Annotated in this window: 20 protein-coding genes; 6 read left to right on the top strand and 14 right to left on the bottom strand. The window is 40.8% G+C overall.

Translation table 11 applies throughout. The features are described 5' to 3' along the window. The 8 genes from IGJ12_RS02860 to IGJ12_RS02825 all read right to left on the bottom strand — a co-directional run bounded on the left by IGJ12_RS02860 (position 1) and on the right by IGJ12_RS02825 (position 9,503). Positions 1-1,254, bottom strand: coding sequence for an O-antigen ligase family protein (locus IGJ12_RS02860; protein ID WP_008377986.1), 1,254 nt, complete (start codon positions 1,252-1,254; stop codon positions 1-3). Then, positions 1,251-1,997, bottom strand: a complete 747-nt coding sequence (locus tag IGJ12_RS02855) for a WecB/TagA/CpsF family glycosyltransferase (protein ID WP_008377984.1) — start codon at positions 1,995-1,997, stop codon at positions 1,251-1,253. Before IGJ12_RS02855 ends, IGJ12_RS02860 begins: the two co-directional genes overlap by 4 nt. Further along, the gene (locus IGJ12_RS02850; RefSeq protein ID WP_008377982.1) at positions 1,997-2,644 is read right to left on the bottom strand and encodes a sugar transferase; all 648 of its coding nucleotides are present in this window, start codon (positions 2,642-2,644) and stop codon (positions 1,997-1,999) included. Before IGJ12_RS02850 ends, IGJ12_RS02855 begins: the two co-directional genes overlap by 1 nt. A 13-nt stretch (positions 2,645-2,657) precedes the next feature. After that, a complete protein-coding gene (locus IGJ12_RS02845; RefSeq protein ID WP_008377979.1) occupies positions 2,658-3,299 on the bottom strand; it encodes a CpsD/CapB family tyrosine-protein kinase in 642 nt (213 codons plus the stop codon). Continuing rightward, complete coding sequence (locus IGJ12_RS02840; RefSeq protein WP_430619321.1) at positions 3,299-4,033, bottom strand: YveK family protein; 735 nt, start codon at positions 4,031-4,033, stop codon at positions 3,299-3,301. The genes IGJ12_RS02845 and IGJ12_RS02840 overlap by 1 nt, the downstream gene beginning before the upstream one ends. Before the next feature lie 40 nt (positions 4,034-4,073). Next, entirely contained in the window at positions 4,074-5,327 is a 1,254-nt protein-coding gene (locus tag IGJ12_RS02835; RefSeq protein WP_087664711.1) for a nucleotide sugar dehydrogenase, read from the bottom strand. Continuing rightward, the gene (locus tag IGJ12_RS02830; protein WP_008377972.1) at positions 5,324-5,818 is read right to left on the bottom strand and encodes a hypothetical protein; all 495 of its coding nucleotides are present in this window, start codon (positions 5,816-5,818) and stop codon (positions 5,324-5,326) included. Before IGJ12_RS02830 ends, IGJ12_RS02835 begins: the two co-directional genes overlap by 4 nt. A 76-nt stretch (positions 5,819-5,894) precedes the next feature. Further along, positions 5,895-9,503, bottom strand: a complete 3,609-nt coding sequence (locus IGJ12_RS02825; protein WP_430619320.1) for an immunoglobulin-like domain-containing protein — start codon at positions 9,501-9,503, stop codon at positions 5,895-5,897. Positions 9,504-10,164: 661 nt separating this feature from the next. Here IGJ12_RS02825 and IGJ12_RS02820 point away from each other — a divergent pair. Next, on the top strand, positions 10,165-10,368 hold the full coding sequence (locus IGJ12_RS02820; RefSeq protein WP_005232004.1) for a hypothetical protein: 204 nt from the start codon (positions 10,165-10,167) through the stop codon (positions 10,366-10,368). Between the two features lie 196 nt (positions 10,369-10,564). Here IGJ12_RS02820 and IGJ12_RS02815 read toward each other — a convergent pair whose 3' ends face one another. Further along, positions 10,565-12,055 (bottom strand): helix-turn-helix domain-containing protein, encoded by a 1,491-nt coding sequence (locus tag IGJ12_RS02815; protein WP_086299113.1) that lies wholly within the window; start codon positions 12,053-12,055, stop codon positions 10,565-10,567. A 180-nt stretch (positions 12,056-12,235) separates the two neighbouring features. Between IGJ12_RS02815 and IGJ12_RS02810 the strand changes: the two genes are divergently transcribed. Beyond that, positions 12,236-12,811 carry a recombinase family protein gene (locus tag IGJ12_RS02810; protein ID WP_139960435.1) on the top strand — a complete coding sequence of 192 codons (576 nt, stop codon included), beginning with the start codon at positions 12,236-12,238 and terminating at the stop codon, positions 12,809-12,811. Positions 12,812-13,020: 209 nt separating this feature from the next. Here the strand turns inward: IGJ12_RS02810 and IGJ12_RS02805 are convergent, their stop codons facing one another. Then, positions 13,021-14,436 (bottom strand): PTS mannitol transporter subunit IICB, encoded by a 1,416-nt coding sequence (locus IGJ12_RS02805; protein ID WP_430619319.1) that lies wholly within the window; start codon positions 14,434-14,436, stop codon positions 13,021-13,023. A 17-nt stretch (positions 14,437-14,453) separates the two neighbouring features. Continuing rightward, on the bottom strand, positions 14,454-16,079 hold the full coding sequence (locus IGJ12_RS02800) for a glycoside hydrolase family 43 protein (RefSeq protein WP_430619318.1): 1,626 nt from the start codon (positions 16,077-16,079) through the stop codon (positions 14,454-14,456). 122 nt (positions 16,080-16,201) lie between these two features. On the opposite strand from IGJ12_RS02800, the gene IGJ12_RS02795 reads away from it, so the two are divergent. Next, positions 16,202-17,092, top strand: coding sequence for an AraC family transcriptional regulator (locus tag IGJ12_RS02795; RefSeq protein WP_005232009.1), 891 nt, complete (start codon positions 16,202-16,204; stop codon positions 17,090-17,092). Positions 17,093-17,321: 229 nt separating this feature from the next. On the opposite strand, the gene IGJ12_RS02790 is transcribed toward IGJ12_RS02795, so the two are convergent. Continuing rightward, on the bottom strand, positions 17,322-20,012 hold the full coding sequence (locus IGJ12_RS02790) for a bacterial Ig-like domain-containing protein (RefSeq protein WP_144330643.1): 2,691 nt from the start codon (positions 20,010-20,012) through the stop codon (positions 17,322-17,324). A gap of 297 nt (positions 20,013-20,309) precedes the next feature. On the opposite strand from IGJ12_RS02790, the gene IGJ12_RS02785 reads away from it, so the two are divergent. The 3 genes from IGJ12_RS02785 to IGJ12_RS02775 all read left to right on the top strand — a co-directional run bounded on the left by IGJ12_RS02785 (position 20,310) and on the right by IGJ12_RS02775 (position 23,797). After that, a complete protein-coding gene (locus IGJ12_RS02785; protein ID WP_016611300.1) occupies positions 20,310-21,815 on the top strand; it encodes a helix-turn-helix domain-containing protein in 1,506 nt (501 codons plus the stop codon). A gap of 459 nt (positions 21,816-22,274) precedes the next feature. After that, positions 22,275-23,141 (top strand): LysR family transcriptional regulator, encoded by an 867-nt coding sequence (locus IGJ12_RS02780; RefSeq protein WP_008377960.1) that lies wholly within the window; start codon positions 22,275-22,277, stop codon positions 23,139-23,141. A 503-nt stretch (positions 23,142-23,644) separates the two neighbouring features. After that, entirely contained in the window at positions 23,645-23,797 is a 153-nt protein-coding gene (locus IGJ12_RS02775; protein ID WP_008377957.1) for a hypothetical protein, read from the top strand. A gap of 51 nt (positions 23,798-23,848) precedes the next feature. Here IGJ12_RS02775 and IGJ12_RS02770 read toward each other — a convergent pair whose 3' ends face one another. Together IGJ12_RS02770 and IGJ12_RS02765 are read right to left on the bottom strand one after the other, a co-directional pair. Beyond that, positions 23,849-24,382 (bottom strand): IbrB-like domain-containing protein, encoded by a 534-nt coding sequence (locus IGJ12_RS02770; protein WP_034871891.1) that lies wholly within the window; start codon positions 24,380-24,382, stop codon positions 23,849-23,851. Next, the gene (locus IGJ12_RS02765; protein WP_050790962.1) at positions 24,309-24,800 is read right to left on the bottom strand and encodes a hypothetical protein; all 492 of its coding nucleotides are present in this window, start codon (positions 24,798-24,800) and stop codon (positions 24,309-24,311) included. The genes IGJ12_RS02770 and IGJ12_RS02765 overlap by 74 nt, the downstream gene beginning before the upstream one ends. Between the last annotated feature and the right edge of the window lie 26 nt (positions 24,801-24,826).

Below are 24,826 nucleotides of genomic sequence, written 5' to 3'. Positions count from 1 at the left end.
TCACTCTTTCTCTGTTAAAATAATGCCTCCACAAATCAATCCTAAAAAGGTGGAAGACAATGCCGAATACAAAACATGCCCGGCAAAAAAACTATAAAAAAGCACCACGATCAAGGCAAAACTATAAACCGATCGTTTTCGTGGCTGAAAGGCCAAATAGACAAAATAGGCGAGCATTAGCAGCAATAACGCTATTCCCAGTAGGCCTTGCCCGAAAAGGGTGTCGAAGAAGTCCATTTCAATTAAGCCAAGACGACCAAAGTGTGCCAAACGGTATTCAAAGCCTTGGCCAAAGATCATGGTAAAGTGTCGGGCCTCATCATTTAAGAAGGCGTTCATCCCACCAATCAAAAAATCACTTCTTGAACTAGAAAATAGCCGGATCAAGTCCCCGTCGAAAAGATGATAAAAATACACCATGCGAAGATAGGTTCCTTCGACGGCTTGGATCAGCAATGGTAGTCCTTGAATAAGCAGCCAAGCAATCGTAATAAAACTCATAAACCAGATAAACAATTGTTGCAGAAATGCTTTACGTTCAATGCCTAGCACCAATCGGATTAAAAGATAGAACAACACACCGACACCATAAAACACGCCGGTTTTCGTACCGACCAAGACCAAACAGACGAAATTTCCAGCGAATAAACTAGCCAAAAACAGTGAAAACTTATGGGTCTGTTCTTTGATCGAAACAATTAGTGCCTGGACTGTAAAGGTGATTGAAACAATAAAGGCAAAGCTCGTATCATTATTGGCAAAGAAATAGCCTTTATACCCAGCATCAGAATTGTCATAAGTTTGGTAGCCTAGCCCTAAAAAATAAGGAATCAGTAGCCCCAAGGTGAAGCAGACACTGATAACAATAAACAAGCTGTCGTAGTGCAGTTTGGAGAAGTCGTTTTTTCGTTGATAGACATAATAAGGAATCAGTACCCATAAGAGGTATTTGATATACACCGATAGATCCTCGATCACCCACTGCCAGCTGTACCCTAGAAAAAGTGCTTGTAACAGAAAAATCGTAAGCGTCACAGCGATAAACCCATACGTTAAATATGTATAGTAGCTATGGGGAATCTTTTCTGTCACGATCATAATCACTAAGAACAAAAAGAACAGCAAACGGTAGAACACGCCAATGGGAAAAGGAATGCCCAGACTTAGAAATAAGCCGTTTAAGACGTCGATTATCGGAAAAATGGCCACAATCCCCAGGAAGAAGCGGTGATGGCTTTGCTGTTTTGATTTCATGCGTTTCTTCTTTTTTCTCCCCACACATACTGTAAAAAGCGTAAATTTCCTATGATATAGCGATCAAACATCCTGACTGGCTCTTGCGCAAAGCGATAAAACCATTCCAAACCTGCCCGCTGCATCCACAAAGGCGCTCGTTTGGTTTTGCCTGCGACGATATCAAAGCTGCCGCCAACGCCCATCGCAAATGGCACTTGCAACACTTCGCTGAATGTATCGAGCCAAATCTCTTTTTGCGGGCTAGAAAAAGCGACAAACAGCAAGTCTGGTTGCGTCCGTGCAATCTCTTTTGCCACGTCCAATGATTCGACTTCGGAAAAATAGCCATGGTGAAAACCCGCTATGTTCAGGTCGGGATAGAGCTGTTGGTCATGTTTGACGACGGCTTCTACGACTTCGGCAGTTGCTCCTAAATAATAAGGACGCCAGCCTTTTTCTGCTGCCAATTTGACCAGCTCGCGAAAAAGATCGATGCCTGTTACCCTTTCTGGTACCGGGCACCCTAAATATTTCGCTGCCCAGACAATCGACTGCCCATCAGCCGTGATCAAAGCTGCCCGATTGACGATCGATCGCAACGAGGGATCTTTTCGCATCAAGTTTATTTTTCCCGCGTTAATTGAAACATGCTGTGCGGGCATCCCCTGTTCGATCATTGCCTCGATCTTAGTAATGGTTTCCTGAAAGTTTAAGGAATCGAGATTGCTGCCTAAAAGTGATACACGTACTTGTTGCTCCATTAGAATGCTCCTTTGGGTAAGAAAACAACGCCAATCGTTTTCATAATTATTTTCAAGTCCAATAACCAGCTCAGGTTATTGATGTAATAGAGATCCAATGCGACCATCTCTTGAAAGCTCAATTCGTTTCGTCCACTGACTTGCCACAACCCTGTGCACCCGGGTGTGACACACAATCGTTGCTTGTCTTTTTCTGAATAACTGACGACTTCTCTTTCTAAAGGAGGACGGGGGCCGACCAGTGCCATCTCCCCTTTCAAGACATTGATCAATTGGGGCAGTTCATCAAGACTCGTTTTTCTTAAAAAACGGCCTAAGCGCGTCACTCGCGGATCTTTCTTCAGCTTGAACATGGCCCCTTCAATTTCGTTTTTATCAAGGTATCGCCCTAATAATTGATCGGCATCAGGCACCATCGTTCGAAATTTGTACATCACAAACGTGGCCTCATTTTTGCCAACACGAACTTGCTTAAAAATAATAGGTGCCTGCCAGTTAGAAAATTTGATCCCTATACAAATCAGCAGTAACAGCGGGCTAAGGACGACTAATAAGCCCAAGCTAAAGATAGTTTCTATCGTGCGTTTCCAACGTAAATAGCTAGTCGCTTGAACCCTTGACTGCTTGTCTAAAGCGGGTCTTTCCACAAAGTTCCCCTCCTTAATAATAGTAATTTTCACCCGTGTCCGTGCCATTCGCCACGACACCTAAGATGTTTGCGTTAACTAGGCGTAGCTTTTTGACGGCATTTTTTGCGGATTGTTTGTTCGTTTTATCCGCATGAACGACTAAAAGTACACCGTCGACTTTCTTGGCTAGGATCAAGGCATCCGAAACGACATTGACTGGTGGCGTATCAATAATGACCACATCGTATAGTTGTTTGACCTCTTGCAAGGCTGCGGTCATTTTCGAAGAAGCGAGCAGATCATTAGGGTTTGACATAATGGCTCCACTAGTGATGATTGAAAATTCGCAATCTTCTAAAATCACTTGTTGGACACAGCTTTCGATCGAGATGTCCCGTCGGATATAGTTGGACAAGCCCACGTGCATTTCTTGTGAAAACAAATAATGTTGGGTGGGTTTACGCAGATCCGCATCGATCAATAAGGTTCGGTTCCCTTTTTGGGCATAGGCGACCGCCAAATTTGCCGAGACCGTGGATTTTCCCGTACCGCTTTCTCCTGAAGTAATCAAAATCGTTTGAGCATCTTGTTGTTGGCATAAATAGTCGACATTTTCGCGAATCAACTTGACTTGTTCGCTGATGATGGAATAATTTTCCTTCATGCTACGCATCACACACGCTTCCTTCCTCTAAAGCTTCTCGACTGGATGGTTTTAAACGAAGCAACTCGTTTTTCTTTGCTTATCTCTCCGATGACCTTTACCCCTAAGACCTCTTCGATTTCCGTATTCGAAGCAAAACTGCGCTCAAAAACCAACAGGAGGAACACATACGTAAAAGCGAAAAGAAGACTTAAAAAAGTGGTCAAACTGTACAACAAAAACTTGTTTGGACGAGCAGGCGTTTCTTGTGGCAAAACGGTTCCTTCTGCTAAGATCGTGACATTATCAATGTTCATGATTTTAGGGATCTCTTCACTAAAAACGCTGGCGGTCGTATTGGCGATTTCGGCTGCGATCTTCGGACTTTGATGGTAAGCGTTGATTTCGATGATCTGCGAGTTGGTGGCATTGGTAACACTCAAAATCTCCGACAATTCAGACACATCGTAGCTTTCCTCTAACGCCTCACTGACTTCATTTAAGATGCGAGGACTCATGATGATGGTGCTATAGGTACTGACGAGTTGAAGGTCTGCCTGAATCGTCTGGTTTTCCAGACGATTGCCAGCTATCGTTTCTGACTGACTAATCAGCAACTGTGCACTTTTTTGATAAATAGGTTCAGCAAACAGGGTTAGATAAAGCAACATCGCTAGTAAGGGAATACTAATGATCATGATGATCCAGCCTATTCGTTGCTGAAGGACTTGCTTCAATTTTTTCATATTTATTTCTTTATTCATTGGTTTTCCCTTTCAATAACAGAAATAGCAATCAAACCATTTACTGGGCGCTTGGTAATGACCCAAGAGAATAGGCAGCCTCGAACCTCGTTTTACCTGTCACAATATTTTTCGTGTCAAAAACGATTTTTTGTTTCATCGCTTGAATGGCTGCCGGCGCTATGTCTTTAAAGGCATCATGGTCACAGAGGATCAATGCCAGATCACTGTCTGTTAGTGCTGCTTCAATTTGTGCAACATCAGAAGTGGCGACATAAGGATCATAGGTAGTGACTTGCAGAGCTTTCTTTTGTTTCAATCTTTTGGCGATCTCAACAGCCGGACTTTCTCTGGCATCGTCAATGTTGCCCTTATACGCCAACCCTAGGACCGCGATTTTGTTTCCACCATGAATCGCTAAGATCTCTTCGACTTTTTTTATAATGAATTCAGGCATCTCTGTATTGATCATCCGCCCCAATTGAATTAACTTCGCGTCATCAGGTGCTGCCGCGACAACAAAATACGGATCGACTGCTAAGCAATGACCGCCGACACCAGGTCCCGGTTGATGGATATTGACCCGTGGATGCTGATTGGCTAACTCAATCACTTGGAGTGCATCAATGTTTAGGCGATCCCCAATTTGGACCAATTCATTGGCTAGTGCAATGTTCAAGTCGCGATAGGTGTTTTCCATCAATTTCGATAGCTCAGCGATACTTGCAGAAGTCTCCAGCACGTTTCCTTTGACGAAGGACTGATAAATGCGTTTGCCTTGTTGGGTGCAAGCGCTCGTCATGCCACCAATGATTCGATTGTTCATCACCAGCTCTTCAAAGATTTTCCCTGGCAAAACTCGCTCTGGGCAATGCAACAAATAGAGATCTTCTCCAATGGTATAACCTGCTTTTTCAAAAAAGGGTCCAACGATGTCTTCCATCGTGCGGGGTTGAATGGTCGATTCAACAATGACTGTGTTGCCTTTTTCAAGATAGGGTAAGATAGCAGCCATCGCCGCTTTCACGTAGGACAAGTCGCAACTACCAAATTGATCGGCGATATTTGGCGTTGGTACGGCAATAATAAAGACATCCGCTTTTTCTGGTACCAACTGTGCCTTGAATGTCTTTTTCGCTAAAGCTTGTGCTAGATAGCGATCAATGTCGGGTTCTTCGATTGGTGCCTGACCTGCTTGAAGTGATTGAACGACTGTTTCTGACACATCAACCCCAACGACTTCAATCCCATGGTTTGCAAAAGTAAGTGCTGTGGGTAGCCCGATATACCCCAATCCAATAACGTTTACCTTCATTCGCTCTTAACATCCCATTCTGCTAATTGTTCTTCACCGGGTTTATAAATCAGTTTTTTCGCCACTTGTCCTTCTTCTAAAGCAAAGGAAACTTGTCCAGTGATGGTTTCACCTACAGCGATCTCATTGCCAAACATCGCCATGGTATGATCAAGTTCAAGAAATTCTCCCTCTTCAGTTTCTAAAAGAAAATCAATCGAACCTAATCCAGCGGCAACTGATCCCATATTTTCTGCTGTGATGGTAAATGTATGTAATACTTGTTCCCCATCTTCTGTTTTCTTTTGATTGATTTCTTGTTTGTCGATGATGATCTTTAATCCACCAATGATCGATTGCGGCTCGGCATTGCTTTGATCCGTGATTTGTTCGATTGGTTCGCTGCCTTGGGTAGTATCCGTCTTTGCTTGGTCATCCGTCGAGCAAGCCGCTAAAAAACTCCCCATGAGGGCAAGGCTAAAGAGGCTAACGATTTTTTTCTTCATGTTCATTTGCTTTCTCTCTTTCTATCAATGAAGAGCCCCTTGCAACAGGCAAGGTACAAGGGGCTCTCGTAGTTTCTGTTTCTTATTCTGTGATTGAAACGGTTGCTTGTGCAATCTCTCGTGTACTTAAGTCAGCAAAGCGATGCAATGCATAGATCGTCATCTGGCTGTCTTTTGTCACACTGTTGGCTTGTTCTTGGTTCAAGTAGGCGGTAAAGGTACCCTCCGCAAAACCGCTCACCCACAGAATCATGCCATCAATTTCAAGTCGTCCAAAGTTGATGTCATCTCCTGTATAGGTTCCCGTAATGGTTCTGTCACCCAGCTTGTATGGGTCTGGTGTAATCGTACCAATAAATTCTTTATCGATAGTGACTACACTGCGATCCAATTCGGTGTCCACTGGACGGCCATTAACAACCTCCCGATGGTAAGCAACCAATTCAACTGTTTCCGCATCGCGAATTAAATTACGTGTATCTTGATTGACAAAGTAAGTAAAGGTTTGGTCTGTTGTGTTAAAGGTACCACCCCATGAAACTGAACGCCCATCAACGATCAAGTTGGCGAAATTCACATTACCAGTAAAGGTTCCGGTAATTTCACTCTCTGTCACTTTGAAGGCTGCTGGTTGAATCGAACCTGTTGCTTTGACAATTTCTACCGGCTGCAACACCAGCTTATGATCAATCGTTTGTCCATCGACTGTTTCACGATGGTAAGTTTGTAATTCAACTTTCGCTGCTGTTCTGATCTGGTCTCTAAATTGTGCGTGAACAAAGAATTCAAAGCGACCCGTCTCTTTATTGAAGGTACCACCCCAGTTACCTACCGATTGTCCATCAATCACCAAGTTGGCAAAATTGATATCCCCCGTAAAGGTTCCCGTAATCGTGGTATCAGTGTAATTGTATTTATCTGGTGTGATCGTCCCTTGAAGTTGATCAATCACTGTTACTTCTTTGGTTTCTAGCACTTCGATGGCTTCCGTGTTGCCATTGATTTGACGATTCAACGCTTGGATCTCAACTTTGTCGCCCGCTTTGATCCCAAGGTTCGCTACATAAAACGAGAAGGTGCCATCGGCATTGAAGGTACCACCCCATGCATTAGAAGGCGTGCCATTGATCACTAAACGTGCAAAGTTGACATCACCCGTAAAGGTCCCTGTAATCATGGTTTCACCAACTCGATATTGATCCGGTGTGATCGAACCAGCCAAATCTCTAGTTAATTCAACGGTTGTCCGATCAAGTACTTTGCCATATTGATCCAAGGCTTCGATTTCTACGACATCATCTACGGATTGGATGCGATTGCCGATAAAGAATTCAAACGAACCATCAGCAAAATTCCCACCACGAACGGATGATCCATTTACATACACACGGGCAGATACAACATCACCGGTATACGACCCTCTCAGGAACTGATCGGCCGAAGAAACATTGTAGCTTGCTGGTGTAATCGTGCCTTCGGTGTTTGCTGGATCAGTGACAACGATCGTTGAAGCAATATTTGATTGCAATCCATCGATGCTTGCTTGAGCAGTAATAATTGTTCCCGCTGCTTGCGGATCAATCTCTACTTCAAAATTGCCATCACTGTCAACAGTGGCATTTTTCGTTTCAGAATCGCCTATAGTAATTTCCACATGTGCATCTGGTTCGGCTGTTCCGCTAACGGTAGTGGATGTGGTTGTCACCTCATTCAATGTTGTTTCGGCGATCGTTGCTCGATCAACCATGGTTTCTGCAATATTTGATGAAATGCCATTTAAGGTTGCTTGGGCGGTAACTACCGTACCAGCTTGTTGTTTCTCAATCGTCAATGCATAGATGCCATCACTACCCACTCGTCCATTCGCAATGATCGTGTCACCGGCTTTGATCGTAATCTCAGCATTCGGCTCAGCCGTTCCCGTCACACTTGTGGAGTCAGTATTTAGCTCGGAAATCGTTGTTTCGGCAATCGTTTCTTTTTCACTATCCTCTACAACTGTTTCTGCAACCGATTGAATACCATTGGACGTTGCGGTAACAGTCACTTTTGTTCCAACTGCTAATGGTGCGTTCGGAATCGCAAATTGATAAGTTCCATCACTTGCAACGCGTCCCGTTAAACTTCCTTGTCCTTCAATAGTGACTGCTAAATCGGCATTTGGCTCAGCTCGCCCCGTAATGTGCGTTGAGCTTGTGGTTAAGTCGTCAATGGTCGTTTGTTGAATCGTTGCGGTATCCACAAAGTCACCAAAAGCGATTTTTCCGATTTGAGAACTATTGAATGTTGCGTTGAAGATTGAGTCATTGGATTCAATCCGCGAAGTAACTTGTTTGTTCGTATAAGTATTTAGTGAGAAAGAACCTTGTCTAAACTCTGGATAATTAAAGCTGGGCTCTCCTGAAAAATCAGCTGATCTTCTCCAAGTTTGCATTCCTGTCGATGAGTGGATCGTGTAGTTCGTTGTTCCTGGATAGGACCCAATTGCGGTTCCATTCGTATGATTGTTTTGGATTCGAACATTTGATCCTTCGTGGAAAGTGCTTGATTGTCCAACGTTTACCGTTGAATACGTGCTTCTTCCCACGACATCCAGTGTTCCCCCAGATAATACGGTCAAAGCACCTCGCAACCCCAATGCTTCTTGTGTTTTTTGCGTATTTGGCGCACTTGTGATCTTAAACGTTGCATTCGAATTAACTACTACGCTTGAGGCACTTCCTTCGATCAAGACTGCTTTTGCTGTATTTGAAGGATTGTTTTGAGTAACGTCTAATAAACTGCCTTCACCTAAATCAATTCGACCACCACTTGCAAGATAAATCGCACGAGCTGTTCCATTGTTATTTGCAACTACAGAAGCACCACTGCCGATATTCATTCGGACATTCGAAGTAGCCCAAATCAAGGAACCTGCATTTAATCGGTTTTCGCCAAAGAAATTAGCTGAAGAATTGCTAGCGGCTAAATAGAGTAAGCGCCCCGTTGCATGACTATTTTCATGAGTAACGTTTGTGAAGGAAACACTGGACGTTCTATTTTGATAGATCGTATTTGTTGCATGAGCCACGATTCTCACATTTCTGATACTTAATCCTTGATTTACCGTATTTCCATACAACCGAACATTATTCCCGAAGGTTAACGTATGACCATTACCTTCAATCGTTTTGGTCGTCCCTGTCCATGTCACACTACTGGTCATCGTGATGTTATTGGCTAAGCTGATTTGTGTAACCGTCGCATTGGCTAACGCTGTCCGTAATTCAGCATCAGATGTTACTTGGACACTTGCCCTTGTTGAACGGGTTTCAGCAGCGTCTTCTGATGATTCGTTAGAATTACTTTCTGAGGTTTCTTCATTTGGTGCATCCGCTTGTTCATCATTTTCTGCGACTTCATTATTTTCTGAAGAGTTCTCAGTAGAAACTTCTGTTTGAGCTTCTTCACTTTCAGTAGGAGAACCCTCTGTTTCCTGAACTGCTTGCTCATTGGTTGCTGTATGGTCATTTTCTGTGCTTTGAGTTGCTTCACTATCTGATAATAAATTTGGAGCTTCTATTCTCTCTTGTGTCACTCCTGAAGAATTATCAGTTTTTTCTGTCGCCATCGCATTTATTGGCAACGCCGATAAAGTTAAATGACTAATCAACAATAAACCTGTGACTTTTTTACTAAATTTGTTATTCATAAGTAACTCCTTTTTCTCTATTCTTTCTCTTGTACTTTAAAGATTCATTTCACGTTTTTATCAGTCACCCTTTCTTACTCCCTCGAAAAAAATCAGTTATAGCTCTTATCGGAACAACCTATTCGATACAAACTCTCTAAAAACCTAAATTAGAGCTATAAAATAATGCTTTTTTGACGAAATTTTATCGTTTTTAACGAGATTAAATTTACCATGGTTGATCATCAATCGATAAATCAAGATTTGCAAACCTGTATGAATAAATTGATTTTCATTTTCTTTTTAAATAAGGCATTTTAAAAGTTTGTGCAAAAAAAAGTGTTATAAAAAAAAGACGATTCCTTATCATTTAAAAAGGATCGTCCATTTTTGTTATTACCTGTAACCACTTGACTCAATACGATGGATACAAGGTTTCTGCCTACTAATTCTTAGTATTATCACAAACATTTTTAACAACAGTTCCTTTCAACAGAACGCTTCTTTTCTTCAAAAAAGGTCCCAAAAAAAGCAAAATAAAAGAAATTGTATGTAATTTTACACATCTTCTAAAAAAATTCATTTTTCTTTGGTATACTAAACATAGATCTGCATATCATTAGATTTACGTTGCCCGTTAGTGAAGTTTCAGGCAACGTTTCTTTATGGGGGATAGATAAAAATGGAAGAGAAAAAGATTTTTGAGAAGCGGTGGTTATTAGCTACCAGTGAACAACGAGAGAAATACCATGCCTTGATTGCCTCTTACCCTTCGATCGAATGGACATTCAAAGAAAAAAGCTACCTTTTATGGCTTTGTCAGTTAGATAGTGATACGTTCAAAACCTTTGAAGCAATTTTTGATAAACTAGTAAATGCCAACTAACTGTTTCAACGTAGGCTGTTCTTTCACCAAAATAACCCAATCTTTTGGTATTCAGGAACAGTGGGCCTATTTTCAGATAACTCCCTTTTTTATTAGATGAACGAATAAAAGCCGCAACCGTCGATCGCAACGGTTGCGGCTTTTCTCTTTGATTTATCCACACATGTCCTCGTCATGCTCTTTTTCAACACGTATATTAGGCTGTGGGAGCGTTTAACGCTTGCCCTAACTGAGGATCGATTTTTTCAATCACTCTTTGCCAATCTTGATAATCGGGGATTGCTTTGAGCAAAAGATAATCTGTCGATAAGATGAACTCTGATAAATATTCGCTATAATTTGTAACCACAAGATCAATGGCATTTCCCTTCAAATAATCGGTCGTCAATTCATTGATTTTTGGAAAAAATACCAGATGATCATTGCCGACATAACGCAAAAAGCGCGCACGAATCGTGTGACAGGCATAGAGATCGCCTTCTATTATCAATGCGATCCGTCTGACTTTTTGAGCATAGAGCTCCCTGATTGCTTCACTGTAAAGGGTCAGTGCCGCACAAATATCTACCAGATACTCCTGCTTGATCCCAAGAATCGCTTGGTGCTGCTTCATAAATGCCAGATTCCTTTGATAAGCGGCAGAACGATGCTTCTGCGCTTCATTTTTCACTTCTGTTAGCAAGTGATTTAAAACGGGCGCCAGTTGCTCATTGATTTTCTTTGACAGGAAAAAGGCGTGGATCATCGTCTTGACCCGTTGGGGCTCTTGAAAGGAAATGCCCCATTCTTGAACGAAGCGCTGACTCAGTTCTTCGAGTTCAGGATACAGTCCAAACGATGCAACGAATTGCTGCTCTTTTTCAGGCTCGGTTAAAGTCCGTTTCATCACGGTCACTAAATAAAGCCACATAATTTCTTGTTGCGGCAGTCTTACTCGGTATAGCGCTTCGATTTTAGGTGCTAAGTCATTCATTACGGCAAATGCCTCATGGGTTTCGATGATTTTTGCCAACGATTGAGGAATCTGAACCGTCTTTCCCAATTGGTAACGCTTGATCGCAATATACAAACTATAATAAAAATCACTCGGAGAAACGCCTGTATTCACCAGCTCTGCGGGAATTTCTGAGAAAACATCACTGACTAGTGCAATCAGTTCTTTGGGGGGCAAGAGCGTATGAGGGGTGACATCTGATTCATAATAAAAATCTTTAAAGAACTTGCGAATATTGGCTTCGGAGCCACTCAAATTAACCGGTTGCAAGATCCACTCCACATGATACTTTCGCAACGTCACAGAAGCAGTATTCAAATAACGACGCATCGTACTTTCTGATACATACAAGCGCTGCGCCCACTCTTCAACCGAACAGAATTCACCGTGGAAAATGGCTTCCACGATTTGATACATTCCTTCTTCTGCAACAAGCTCCTTTTTTTGGGACAAGTATTTTTTCGGATTCGTTTCCCTAAAATGATAGCCATTGGCTACAAGCGAAAATTCGGCTGCCTCTTGTAGATAGGTTTTCAATTCTTTGATATCCGAGCTGATCGTCCGTTGGGTCACATCAAGTTTGTTTGCTAAACTTGCGATGGAACAAGTCCGTTCTCGCTCAAAAGTATTTAACATTTGAAGCCAGCGAACGGTCGTCTTATTTAGCATAAAATTTAACTGCAATTCTCTCATTTTCCCCTCCGTGTTTCTTCCTCACCGACTAGTGTCTTTACTATAGTACAATATTTAGGTGCATTAAAAAACCTTCCTATTTCCCAAATTCACATTAAGAAGCTTCTTGAATGTGTACTTAAGTGAACAAACAAGGTATTCTCTATGTAGACTTATTTTTGTGCAACTGGAGGAATTCGTATGACAAATATGGTTTATGGGTACGCACGTGTCTCCACAAGACAACAGGATCTCTCGCGTCAGTTAGATTTACTTGACCGGTATGAGTGCAATAAAATTTATACGGAAAAGATCAGTGGTGTTCGTGCGAATCGTCCTGAATTAAATAAATTAAAAAAACGAGTGAAAGAAAACGATAAAATCATCATTGAAAGTTTCTCGCGACTAGGAAGAAGTACCAAAGATCTCATTGATCTTGTCTACTTTTTTGAAAAAAAAGGAGTAAAGCTTATCAGTATCAAAGAAAATTTTGATACGCAAACCCCACAAGGGAAATTGATGATGACTGTTTTCCAAGCCTTTAGCCAATTCGAACGAGACATCATCGTCGAACGGACCAAAGAAGGCTTAGAGTCCGCTCGTGCTAGAGGAAATATCGGTGGTCGCCCACGAATCGATCCTGGACTGATCCAACACGCATTGAACCTTTATCAAAAAGAAGGAAAAACCGTTGTGGATATCTGTGCCCAAACAGGGTTAAAACGATCAACTTTTTATCGTTATCTTAGTCTGGAAAAAGAAGAGATCGTTTCTTGAAGGAATAGGTTCTTCTAGATTTTTAGTTCAAAATCAGGGTAGATCAGAAAATTTATTTAAATATGGGTAGCAAAAAATCACAGGAAGAGAACTATCTCCTAACTCTTCCTGTGATTTTTTCGATTATTTATTGTTCTTTCCTTTATTTGGAATGAAAATTGTTAAATGATCGTACTCTTTATCGTTATGATCATAGGCTTTCACATTCGTTAGTCCAAAGGTGATGATTGTCTTAAATCAGCGAGAATCTCATCGTATCGCTCGCTATTCAAAAACTCATCTACTGACTGAAAATGCGCAGACGGTGCAGCTTTTTTTGCTCTTTCTTGAAGCTCTTTTTGAGTAATCACTAATGACGTTTCATCTGCTGATAAATCACGAATAGCAACATTTGTAACCTCAATATCATAACCTAGTTCTTGAACTTTTTTTCTAACAATCGCTGCCCCCATTGCTGAAGAGCCCATTCCTGCATCACAAGCAAATATAATTTTTTTAATTGAAAAATCTTTGCTAATTTTCCCTTTTCGCTTCATTTCCTTGGTCTTTTCTTCTGCTAGGAGAAATTCTTCATTGTTCTTATCCGACGTTCGATTTGTTAATTTATGAACAAGGGAAGCACCAATAAATGTGACCGCAGTTGCAACAGTGATTGCCAATAAAATACCAAAGTGGCTCCCCCGAGGAGTCACAGCCATGAAGGCAAAGATAGAGCCGGGCGAAGCTGGGGAAATCATTCCTGCTCCAGTAATCATTAGTGTTGCAACGCCACTCATTCCTCCTAATATAGCTGGAATCAGCAATAACGGATTCATCAGTACATAAGGAAAGAAAATTTCTGCTATTCCTCCAAAAAAATGGATAACGATGGCCCCAGGAGCGGTTTTCTTAGCTGTTCCTTTTCCAAAAACCATATATGATAACAAAATACCTAGCCCAACACCTGGATTATCAATTGCAAACATCATGGAACGACCATTTTCAGCTACTTGCTCTAAACCGATTGGTGCAAAAACACCAAAGTTAATGGCATTGTTCAAAAACAAGACTTTTGCTGGCTCCATAAAGATGCTTACTAAGGGCAAAAGATGGTTTTCAACGAGTACATTGACTGCATCAGTCATCATATAGTTCAATGTATTGAATATTGGACCTACTAATACATAGCCAATAACTGTCAAAATAGCAGCATAAATGCCCCCACTAAAGTTTTTAACAAGCATTTCAAACCCAGTTTTTACCTTTTCTTCATAAAGGGAATCGATTTTTTTCATCCCCCAGGCAGTACTCGGTCCTACTATCATTGCGCCTAAAAACATCGTAACATCAGCACCTACGATCAACCCCATAGTCACCATTGAGGCTACTACTGCCCCTCGAGTGCCATACACTTGTTTCCCACCTGTATACGCTACCAGCAATGGTAGCAAATAGTTTAGCGTAGGTGGCACGATTTCATTAAATTTTTCATTAGGAAGCCAACCCGTGGGAATAAACAATGCCGCTAATAGTCCCCAAGCTATAAAAGCTAGTATGTTCGGCATGATCATACCGCTTAAAAATGAGCCCATTTTTTGCAGTTTTACCCGGATCCCAGCACTTGACACCATATTTGTCCTATTCATCTTCTTCTCCTCTATCCTTAATTTTTAGTGACTTCGTCTTCCGCTATATCTTGATAACTAAAATATTCAAAAGTAGCTTCTTGCCTCATCCCTGTTAAATCATTGCAGTGAACGCCTACAAAAGCACCCGTAAATGCACTTCCTGTAGGTCCCAAGAATGGTTTTGCAATGTAATCATCTGAAAGTTTGTAAGTATCAAACATGAAAGAAAGTTCTTTCCAATTCTTCCTATCCAATGAATAAAAAAACTGATAAAAACGAGCATTGACCTTAACTCTCAGATACACATTCCCTTCTTCAGTTAAAACGATCGGAACTCTCAAGGGCCAACTAAGTTTTGCTCCTTCACATTTTAAAATTGTCAAAACTTTCCCTAATTGCTCGTTAGCCGTTACCTGTAGTGAGGTCCAATTCTTACTGTTGTAGTAACAGACCAAACCAGCACTTTGTTGAAAATACGAAGGGGAAAAATCAACCGCCGTTTCAGCTATAAAATTTACAGATTCAAATCTACGGGCAAGTAAGGATTGTTCGAAAACTGAATACAAGGATTCCTGTCCGTATAAAATCAATCCTTTCTTTGTTATCTGCCCCATTTTTTGGCTAAACGGAATTCTTAGGGTTTGAAACTCAGAAGGAATCCCCGAAGCGAAATAATTCTTTTTAGGTTTGCTGGACCAAGGGCACTCTGGTAAGTTTGGTTTGGGTACATACTTTTGCGCAACTTTTCCACCAGTCACGATCGGCCAATCGTCTGGTGTCCATTCAATTTTTGCTAATGCCGATTCACGCCCTAAGGTACAAAATCCTCTTTCTTCAAATAAGCCTTTTCCTTTTCGTTTAATTGGACGGCTTGCTAAGTATGCGATATACCATTCCTCACTATCCGTTTTAATTAATGACGCATGTCCCGTTTTTTGCAAATCATTTTCGGGAGAATACCAAGCGGTCAGGATAGGATTATCAGGGTGTACTTCATACGGTCCATACAATGATTTCGAGCGGGCCACAGTAACTGAATGCCCCCACTGGGATCCTCCCTCCGCTGTGAAAAGATAATAATAACCATTGATAAAATAAATATGTGGCCCCTCTGTTTTCTCTAAATGGGTTCCTTTAAAAATAATTTCTGGTTTTCCTACCAATTGTTCTTTTCCCTCATCAAATTCCTGAATAGCGATTCCGTAATTCCAAGGATGATCATTTCTAAAATCATAGATCATATTCAATAGATACTTTTTCCCGTCATTATCGTGGAAAAGCGATGGATCAAAACCACTCGCATTTAGAAAGATTGGTTCACTCCATGGACCTTCTATATCATCAGCGGTTACTAAATAGTTGCGGACATCTTTAAAGGCACGGTGTTCACGCATAATTGAATACACCAACCAAAATTTTCCGTCTTCGTATGTCAAACAAGGAGCCCAGACGCCACCACTATCTGGAACACCAACCATATCCAGCTGACTTATTCTATTTAACGGACGAACAAGTAAACGCCAGTTCTTTAAATCTTTCGACTCGTATATCTGTACACCGGGAAACCACTCGAATGTCGATGTGGCAATATAATAAGTATCCCCCCTTTTACAAATTGATGGATCTGGGTTAAAGCCTTTTAATATTGGATTTTGAATCATAAAATCATCCCCTTTTTTTGAAACCACTTTCATTCAGTTCCTATCTAAAGTATACTTTTATTAATAAATTTAGAAATGGTTTTTACCACGTTAAACTTACCAAAAACCACGGAGATCAAACTATGAAAAAGAGCTTATATAATCATCTAGCGTTTCTACCGAATTTAGATACTAGTGTCCGTTTCTTTTCTGCGCATACACAAAAAGTTCCTTATGGCTGGACTAGCTACTTAGACTCTCATAATGCTTTTGAAATCCTACTTATTTTATCTGGGAAGCAGAAAACCACGATCAACCAAAAGGAGTATTTATTGGATGCAGGAGATATCTTGATTATCCCTCCGGGTATGCTCCACTTAAATGCCTGTTACTCAGAAAATGGCTTACGCTACTTTACCGCACATTTCGATATCGATGAACCCGTTTTACGCTATGTACTAATGAAGAATATTCCCTTGATCTTCGAAAAAAACACAGCTGAGAACACTACACTCCAAGTAATCATCAATGAATGGATCGATCTCTATGATAAAGCACCTAGTTTTTCACTTTCTGATAAAATCTTAACCATTCAAATTTTAACAAAACTGATTTTTGAACTTATAAGATTCACTGAACTGGATCCTAAAAAAAATGCCAACATTCAAACGCTTAGTATCGCTAGAAGTATTGCAGAAGTTATCAATCACAATTTTCATCACTTTTTTGAAAGAAAAAATACTGAAAAGATCGATATCTTGATTAAAAAAATTTATGCTGAAGCGAATGTGTCTCCAAGTTATGGTCTTGAAGCTTTTAAAAAAATTTACGGTATTTCACCAAAAAATTATTTGGACTCACTTAAATTAAAAGAAGCCAAACGACTGTTAACTATCCCTGATATTACGATAGAAAGTATCTCGGAAAGACTTGGCTATTCGCACCCCGCACACTTTAGTCGACAATTCAAAAATTGGGTAGGCGTTTCACCAAACAGCTATCGCAAAACGAATATTGCCAATTTTGTATCCTGAATCATTTGTTACTAACAAATAAGGAATAGCGTAACAGCACCTTTATCTGCTGTCACTCTATTCCTTTAATATGCTTTACTATCGAAGTTGTCATTCCTCTAAACTATCTACCCAAATGCGTGTTGAAAATATTTTTCAACAATCCCTTTATTAGAAAACTATCATAGCAGATAAATGAACAAGTTAAAATTCAGTAGCCATTTGGATTACACTTTTATCTAGTTCTAATTTAGCAAGTTGTTTTGTTGATCCAACTGCTATTTTTTCTGTGATTTTTTCGATAAAAAAGGATCACCCCACCGATTAAAAATACAATCCCGGTAACGCTTAGGAAGACACTACTTATTTCTCCTGTTTTCGGCAGTTGCTTAGCTGTTGAGTACTTTCTTTCTTTCAGTGGTGGTTTACGGCCGGTAGCTGAGAATTCATTTGATTGTTCTGATGGACCATTTTCATTTTTTCCCACACCCGCTGTTTCTGATTCCCCGGTCTCAGGTCCCAACTGTATTGGCTCTTCAGTCGCTGAATTAGATTCTTCCGTCTCAGGTATTTCTGTCTCAGGACACTCCTCTTCTGGAAGATCCGTTTCTGGTGCTTCGGTTGGTGGTGTTTCGTTAGGCGCTTCGCTGACTTTTGCTTGTACAGTAATGACAGCACGGGCGGTCACTGCTCCGTAATGGTAGGAAACCATGTATTGACCAATTTTATCGGTGTTCACTTTGCCCTGAACTTCTACTTCTGAGTACGCTACTTCTTCGCCATCACGATCAGTGGCAGAATCAAAGTTTGTTTCTGGCTGCCATTCATCACCTTGATCCATCGTTGAATCGTGAACGTTCAGGGACGTTTGATCCGCCTTGACGGTAATAAGGGCTTTGCTTTCTATTCCGTGATAGCTGTAAGTGACCTCGTACTTGCCAGCTTTCGTTGTATCGACTGTTCCCGTGGCAGTGATATCCTCAAAAGCAACAGGTTTACCATCCCGATCTGTTGCGCTGTCGAAGTTGTCTTTGGCTGTCCAGTTTTCCCCTGTGTACAACTCGCTATCGTGGACTTTGACTGTAGTTTGATCGGCTTTGACGGTGATAAGGGCTTTGCTTTCTAAGTCATGATAGCTGTATATAACTTCATACTCGCCTACTTTCGTCGTATCGACAATCCCTGTGACAGTGATATCCCCAAAATCAACAGATGAACCGTCTCTATCTGTTGCATTATCGAAATTATCCTTAGCTGTCCAGTTATCCCCTGTGTACAACTCACTATCGTGGACTTTGAATGCCGTTTGGTTGGCTTTGACGGTGATAGTGGCTTTGCTTTCTACGCCGTGATAGCTGTAAGTGACCTCGTACTTTCCTGCTTGCGTTGTATCGACAGTCCCCGTGACAGTGATATCCCCAAAATCAACAGATGAACCATCTCTATCTGTTGCACTATCGAAATTATCCTTAGCTTTCCAGTTGTCCCCTGTGTACAACTCGCTGTCATGGGCAGTCACCTTGGTTTGGTCGGCTTTGACGGTGATCACAGCTTTTGATGCTACTCCATCATAACGATAAACTACCTCATATGACCCCGGTTTTTTAGTATCTACGCTTCCTTCAACGTTCACATCCGCAAACGAAACTGGGCTGTTATCCCGATCTACGGCTTGATCAAAGTTATCTTCTGCGGCCCAGTCATCGCCGACGTATATCGAAGAATCATGAACCTTAATCGCAGTGAATCGTGGTTTTACGAGTATCGTTGCTTCTTTACTCACCTGATTCAATTGATAACTGATTTTATACGTAGCGGCTTTGTTAGTATCTACTTGTCCGGAAACACGACCACCCTCAGCAATAAATTCCTCATAAGTCAAAGTTTTGCCTTCTTTTGAAATAGCTTGCTCAAAATTATCCGCCGCTGTCCATGTATCCTGTTCATAAATCGTGGTATCTTTCACGGTCAGATCGGTATAGTCAGTCGGTGCTTTTTGATAGACGTACGTCACCGTTACTTCGCCACGAGGAAGAACACCTTTTGCATTCGTTGGCAGTTGACTGGTATCAAGGATGTACCCCGGAATTTGTGGAATAAACGCACTTGTAGAGACATCATAAGGCTCATTGGTACTATCATTGATCGTTTGGGAAGGATAGATTTCCATACCAGTCTCATCCACATATTTAATGGTCAGATGGCTATTTGTAAAGCGAATATTATATGTTGCTGTAAACAAAAGGTTACCGTTAGCGTCGGTATATTCTAAAACCGCTGTTAAACCGTAGTAGTTGATCGTAAAACCTGTGAAGCTTGTCCAAGATATATTTAATTGATTGGTACCAGTCACTTCATTTGTATACCATAGTCCCACCAGCATGTATACCTTATCCGTTTTGTAGACATAAAAATCTTCTGTCAGCTGCGGGTCTTGGTATAGTGTTTGGTGTGCGTATTTTTCCGGGATTGGCAAATCCAAAACCAGTGCTTTATACTTGATCGGATCATATTCTACAGTCAGATCGTAGTTGAAACTCTCGATACTCTTCGTTGATTCTGCAGCGAGAGGTTGACTATCCGTAGATTCTACATTGGTTTCAGCAGATGGGGCAGTAACTGAAATTTGAGTTTTTTCTGCAGCATCAGCTGCGTTAGATTGATTTGTTTCTGAGTTTGAAGTGGTGGTCACCACTTCACTTTCGATTGTTTCAGAAGATATGACGTCAGCATTTCCTTCTTGGGTATCTGTCTTTTCTCCTGTGTTCATGCTTCCTGTTGAATCTGCCAGCAAGGGAACCGATGAGTCTATGAATGGTGTTTGCTGCTCTGTTTGTTGTGTTTCTGTTGCCTGAGCGATCGGCCATGTGCTTGGAAAGGTTGTCCCTAAAATCAGCATCCCTATTAAACCGCTCTTAATTATAACTACGCGTTTTTTCATTTTTACTTTTTCTCCTTTTTCTTTTTCCAAACTTTATTCACACTTACTTCCGTTCCAATCTGTCCAAATTTTGGTTGACTGCAACTGGCAGGGGTGTTTTCTATAAAATAACTCCCTTAAATGACTGTCCTTCGCAAAAATATGTGGGCGCCGCATCTTTAACATGAATTCCTTCAATTTTCAAGGGATAAGACTTCTTGAATGGCCCAGAGTATTATATAATTTACTTAAAACGAATGGTTTTTATATTCGATCGCTGATCGCTCCCACAGGGTCTTGAAAGAGGTGGTGACATCAATGTTAGAAAATTTATCCATCAACTTACATCGAGATAAGGCATTTTCTCGTCAAGTAAAAATTCTGCAAGTGCTAAATGCAGCACCCGCAGGATATCACCCGCAAGAGTTGGCGACATTATTGGGACTTTCCTTGCCTACAGTCTCTAAAGAATTAAGTATTTTAAGCGACAGTTTGCCGAAAGATCTGGTCAAGATCAAACTTTCTGGATCCAACATCGTTTCGATTGAGTATGCACCAAATGCTTCAATCAATTCTGCCATTCAGCTTTTGGGCATGGAAACGTTGGAGTTTAAAATCATGTCTAGTATCATTGATAATAAAAAATACTCTATTCACCGAGCAACGATCGAATTTGGCTATTCCCGCAGTCATCTGTTGCGAACGATCAGTTATATGAACAAATCTTTACAAACCTATTCTGTGACCATCGCAACGAATCATCTTGATTTTATCGGTACCGAAGCCGATATTCGCTTTTGTCTGTTTGTCTTTTTCTCCGCTTATGGCGATAGCACGATCTTAGATAAAGACAGCCCTGCAGATGCGCGTCTTCTGGTCCAAAAAGCAAAAGAAGCCAACAAAAAAGATTTGCATTACAGTCATTATCGACTTGCCCTATGGCTAAGTATTGCCAAGCGTAGGTGGCGCTATTCTTACTTTTTGACATTGCCACCGTCTTTAGAACGCAATCTATTAGAGAAAGAACGCTTCGCTGTTTTCTCAAAAATATTAAACGAACATTATTTAAAAAAATACCGGATCATCCACTTGCCGCAACAAGAACTCCTTTGGATCTTCCTCAATGCTCTCCACTGCATTTCGTATAGTACGATGGATATTAATGGGGAAAGCGAGGCGGATTACATTTTTCACCATACAGAGAAACCAGAAATTCTCGCAGAAGTTGCTGCCTTTTTAAAGAAACCTGGAATAGCTATCCTTCCTGCAGCATCACACAAAATCATCGCATATCTCGTAAATCTCCGCTTGTTAACGATGATTTCTGCGAATTACGAATTTGCCGATCCCCAGATCAAAACCTTTGTTGAAGCGACATTCAAGACGGACTACCTTGCTTGGAATAAATGGTTGAAACAGTTTAATGAACAAAGTCGTTTCTTTTCGTTTACTCACTTAGAGCATGTCGCAGTTACGTTGACCTTGTTAAGCGAACTTTCTTCTAGCAATCAGTTGAAAAAACATCTCAAAGTGGCCTTTGCTTTTCAAGGTGGTGCTGGATTAGATGCCTTTTTAGCCGCATCAACAGAGCTATTCAAAAATGACCATACAGAAATCAGTTATTTTTTTGAAGTGGCTCCTGATGAACAAGAATTGATCCATCGAGAAATTGATTTGATCGTTAGCAATTTTGACTTGCATCTGAAAAGTAACCCCAAATTTCAGCAACTACGAATTTCCAATGTTCCTACCCTTTCGGACTGGACGATCATCCACAAAACGATTGAACAGCTGATTCAGCCAAGAATCACACCGATTCATTGACCTAAGGAAACTGTCGGCCTTCTTGAAGGAAGCGCCGTCAGTTTTTTCATTGCATGGTTTGCTATTTTAGTCCTTTCCTAAGTATCCATTTTTCATTTCTCTTAGCGTGTCTATTTTTTTTACATCAGAAAAAAATCAGACCTTTTTTCAAGATTCCTCTCCTAACAAATGCTTTTCTTTTCAAGCGCAGCGTAAAAATTCATTGTCTTGTTTTCGTGTGCTGCTCGTAATCCCTGAAAAGTTGGGATGTTTGGTGTATTTTTTTATGATAGAAATTTTAGCAGCTACTCTTAGCACCAAATGTGAAAAGCGTTATTTTAAAAGCAAAGAAACATACGATCAAAACAGACTGCATGTTTTAAATAACTTTTGTATCTATTTTTTTTATTTACTAGAAAAAAAAGAAATCTTCTCCCCGCTCCTTTTTTGTATAATAGGTAAAAAGAGAGGGGGACCAATGTGGATTTTATCAAAGAGCTGCACTCCTTTAAAACGATCGTTGAAGAAGGTACGTTTACGAAAGCTGCTGCTAAATTAAACTATGCCCAATCGACGGTTACGAACCATATCAAAAAGTTAGAAGAAGAGTTAGAAGTAGCGTTATTTTTGGAAGGAAAAAGCAATGTACTCACGTTGGAAGGTGAATTGTTGAAACAGGCGGTTCCTGGTCTGATCGCTCAGTGGGAGGAGGTCAAAGAACAGTTGCTCAATGCTTCGAACACAGTCGAATATTCTTTACGGATGGGCATCGTCCCCCCTTATGACATGTTGATTTTACCGGAGCTTCTCCATGTATTTTCCCACCAATACCCAAAAATAAAATTCGAGATCATGGTGGGATCCACGCTGGCATTAGCCGATGCATTAAAAGAAAATCGTATTGATTTTGCGTTATGCTCACTTCCTCACGAAGATTCCTTTGTCTATGAAGAACTTTTACAAGAAGAAATCTGCTGCATCACTTCGATCACGAACCCATTGATCATTAAGGAATTAGCCGACCTTACAGGAATCCATCTATACAGTTCCGGCGGTGACTGTCCTGCACTTAGAAATATCGAGGGCTACCTTGACCAGTGTGTACCTTCGCTCCAATGGGAATATGTCAGCAGCAGCACGACGATTCCTTATTTGATTGAACAAACAGGCTTCTGCGGTCTAGTCCCGCGTTCGATCATTGATCAAACATGCGCTCAAGTAAAAATTTTATCACTGCCTTTACCGAATCTCCGCATGACGATTGGCTTACTGTCAAAGCAACCATTGACACTTTTCCCGAATATTACAAAAAAGTTTGTCTTTGAGTTAAAAATGCGCTTACTGTAATTGTTATAAAATCAGTTTGATCACGATCGATTTTTATGCAGTTATTCTTCAAAAAAAAAATGATAGTATTTATTCTAGCAGCAAAGAAGCAGCGTGAAAACAAATAGCCGCACAACCTCTTTCTGTTCTACAGACGTTGTGCAGCAGAGCTTTTCATTTCGCTTATTATTATTCAATCAGATGATTACCTCTTGTTTCGCCACTCACTTTTTGTTATCATTTTACTTTTTTTATGCAAACTGGTACGATTATTCATACTATCCGCAGGAGATAAAAAAGCCACTGTTGTTCTTTAGATTTCAGAATTTTTTACCGATTATAAAAAATAGAAACGTTCTTTCATCCTTTCCAATGTATACTCTACTTTGGAAAAGAACAATCACCAAAAAAGGCTGGACTTGAAAACCGTTCGATCATGTTTTTAGTAGCAGGCAGTTATTGCTCAAGGAGCCTATTTTTGCAATTGTCAGAAAAAATAGACGATGAGAAAAGGAGGAAAAACTATGTTTATCATTGAAGCGATCTTCAGCTTTCTAAGAGACACATTAGGTGTGATCCTGGCCATTCTCTTAGGGACGCTTTGTTTGTCGATGGTGATCAATCTGATCGTTATCGTTGTAAAAAACACCTATTCAAAATTTAAAAAGAATTATTAACGAATCGCTGTCTTCTAATAGATAGCTTTTTTAGATAGTTTTTTCAACCTCTCAGGTCTCTTTTTTGCCTTTGTAATATCTTTTTTCAAACTCAATCCAAGATTTGCTGAATTCATGGTTGGAAAAGGCACTTTTTAAGCCTGAGCGCTGCTTAAAGCGAAAGACCTCTTCGCGGTCCATCCCCAATTCCTTGGCAATTCGTTCATCCGACCACTCGTTAGCGACCAACTGCTGCACGATGTTTCCCATCTTCTCGATGCCATGGGTACCACGTGCTCGATTGTGGCGAATCGTTGAAGCGATGCGATTCTCAAAAGGCTTATCGATCACTGTGACCGGAACGCTTGGCAACGCCAGGCGGTCTTTTGCTACGACATACCGATGAAACCCATCGATCAAAATATACTTGTCCTGCTCCTTATCGTGGTAACAAACCAGTGGCTGCGTAAAGCCATCTTCCCGAATCGACAGTTCCAGCAAATCCATCTCTGGAGCAGCCACGGTGTTGGGATTATACGTATTCGCGTGAATCTTGCTGACTGGGATCAGCTTCGCCGCTAACACTGGAAAATCGATATCGCTCATGAGGTACTACACTCCTTTTTAGAAATGAATAATTTTTTGTTTGTCGATAGACCGCAAACCCTTTTGACTCCAAAAGTGCAATTTCACTAGGCTGGTTACTAGAAGCGAGAATCTCTGCTTCTGGGTAGTTGCGGCTGATATCCACCAACATTTTCCGTAAAAGAAACTTTTTAAATTGAGCAGTTGGATCTTTTTCATAAAATTCCCCTAGCTCCACTTTATTGACGCCTTTTTCATAATAAGAAAAAGCGGTCACCCGTTTTTCGTCATCAAGAATCACATACCAGTAGCAGTTCTCATCATTGACTAAGTACGGAAATTGCTGCTGATACACCCGTTCCGCAAAAAAAGCCCCCATCAATTGATAGAATTGGCTTTTCTTATACGGTGGAAAAAATAAAACCAATCGTTCGTTCACAAAACCCTTCCTCTCTATGGACACAT

The sequence above is a fragment of the Enterococcus sp. DIV0802b genome (assembly GCF_050543535.1).
Classification (GTDB): Bacteria; Bacillota; Bacilli; order Lactobacillales; family Enterococcaceae; genus Enterococcus_D; species Enterococcus_D entomosocium.
This window is presented reverse-complemented; position numbering and strand designations above follow the sequence as displayed.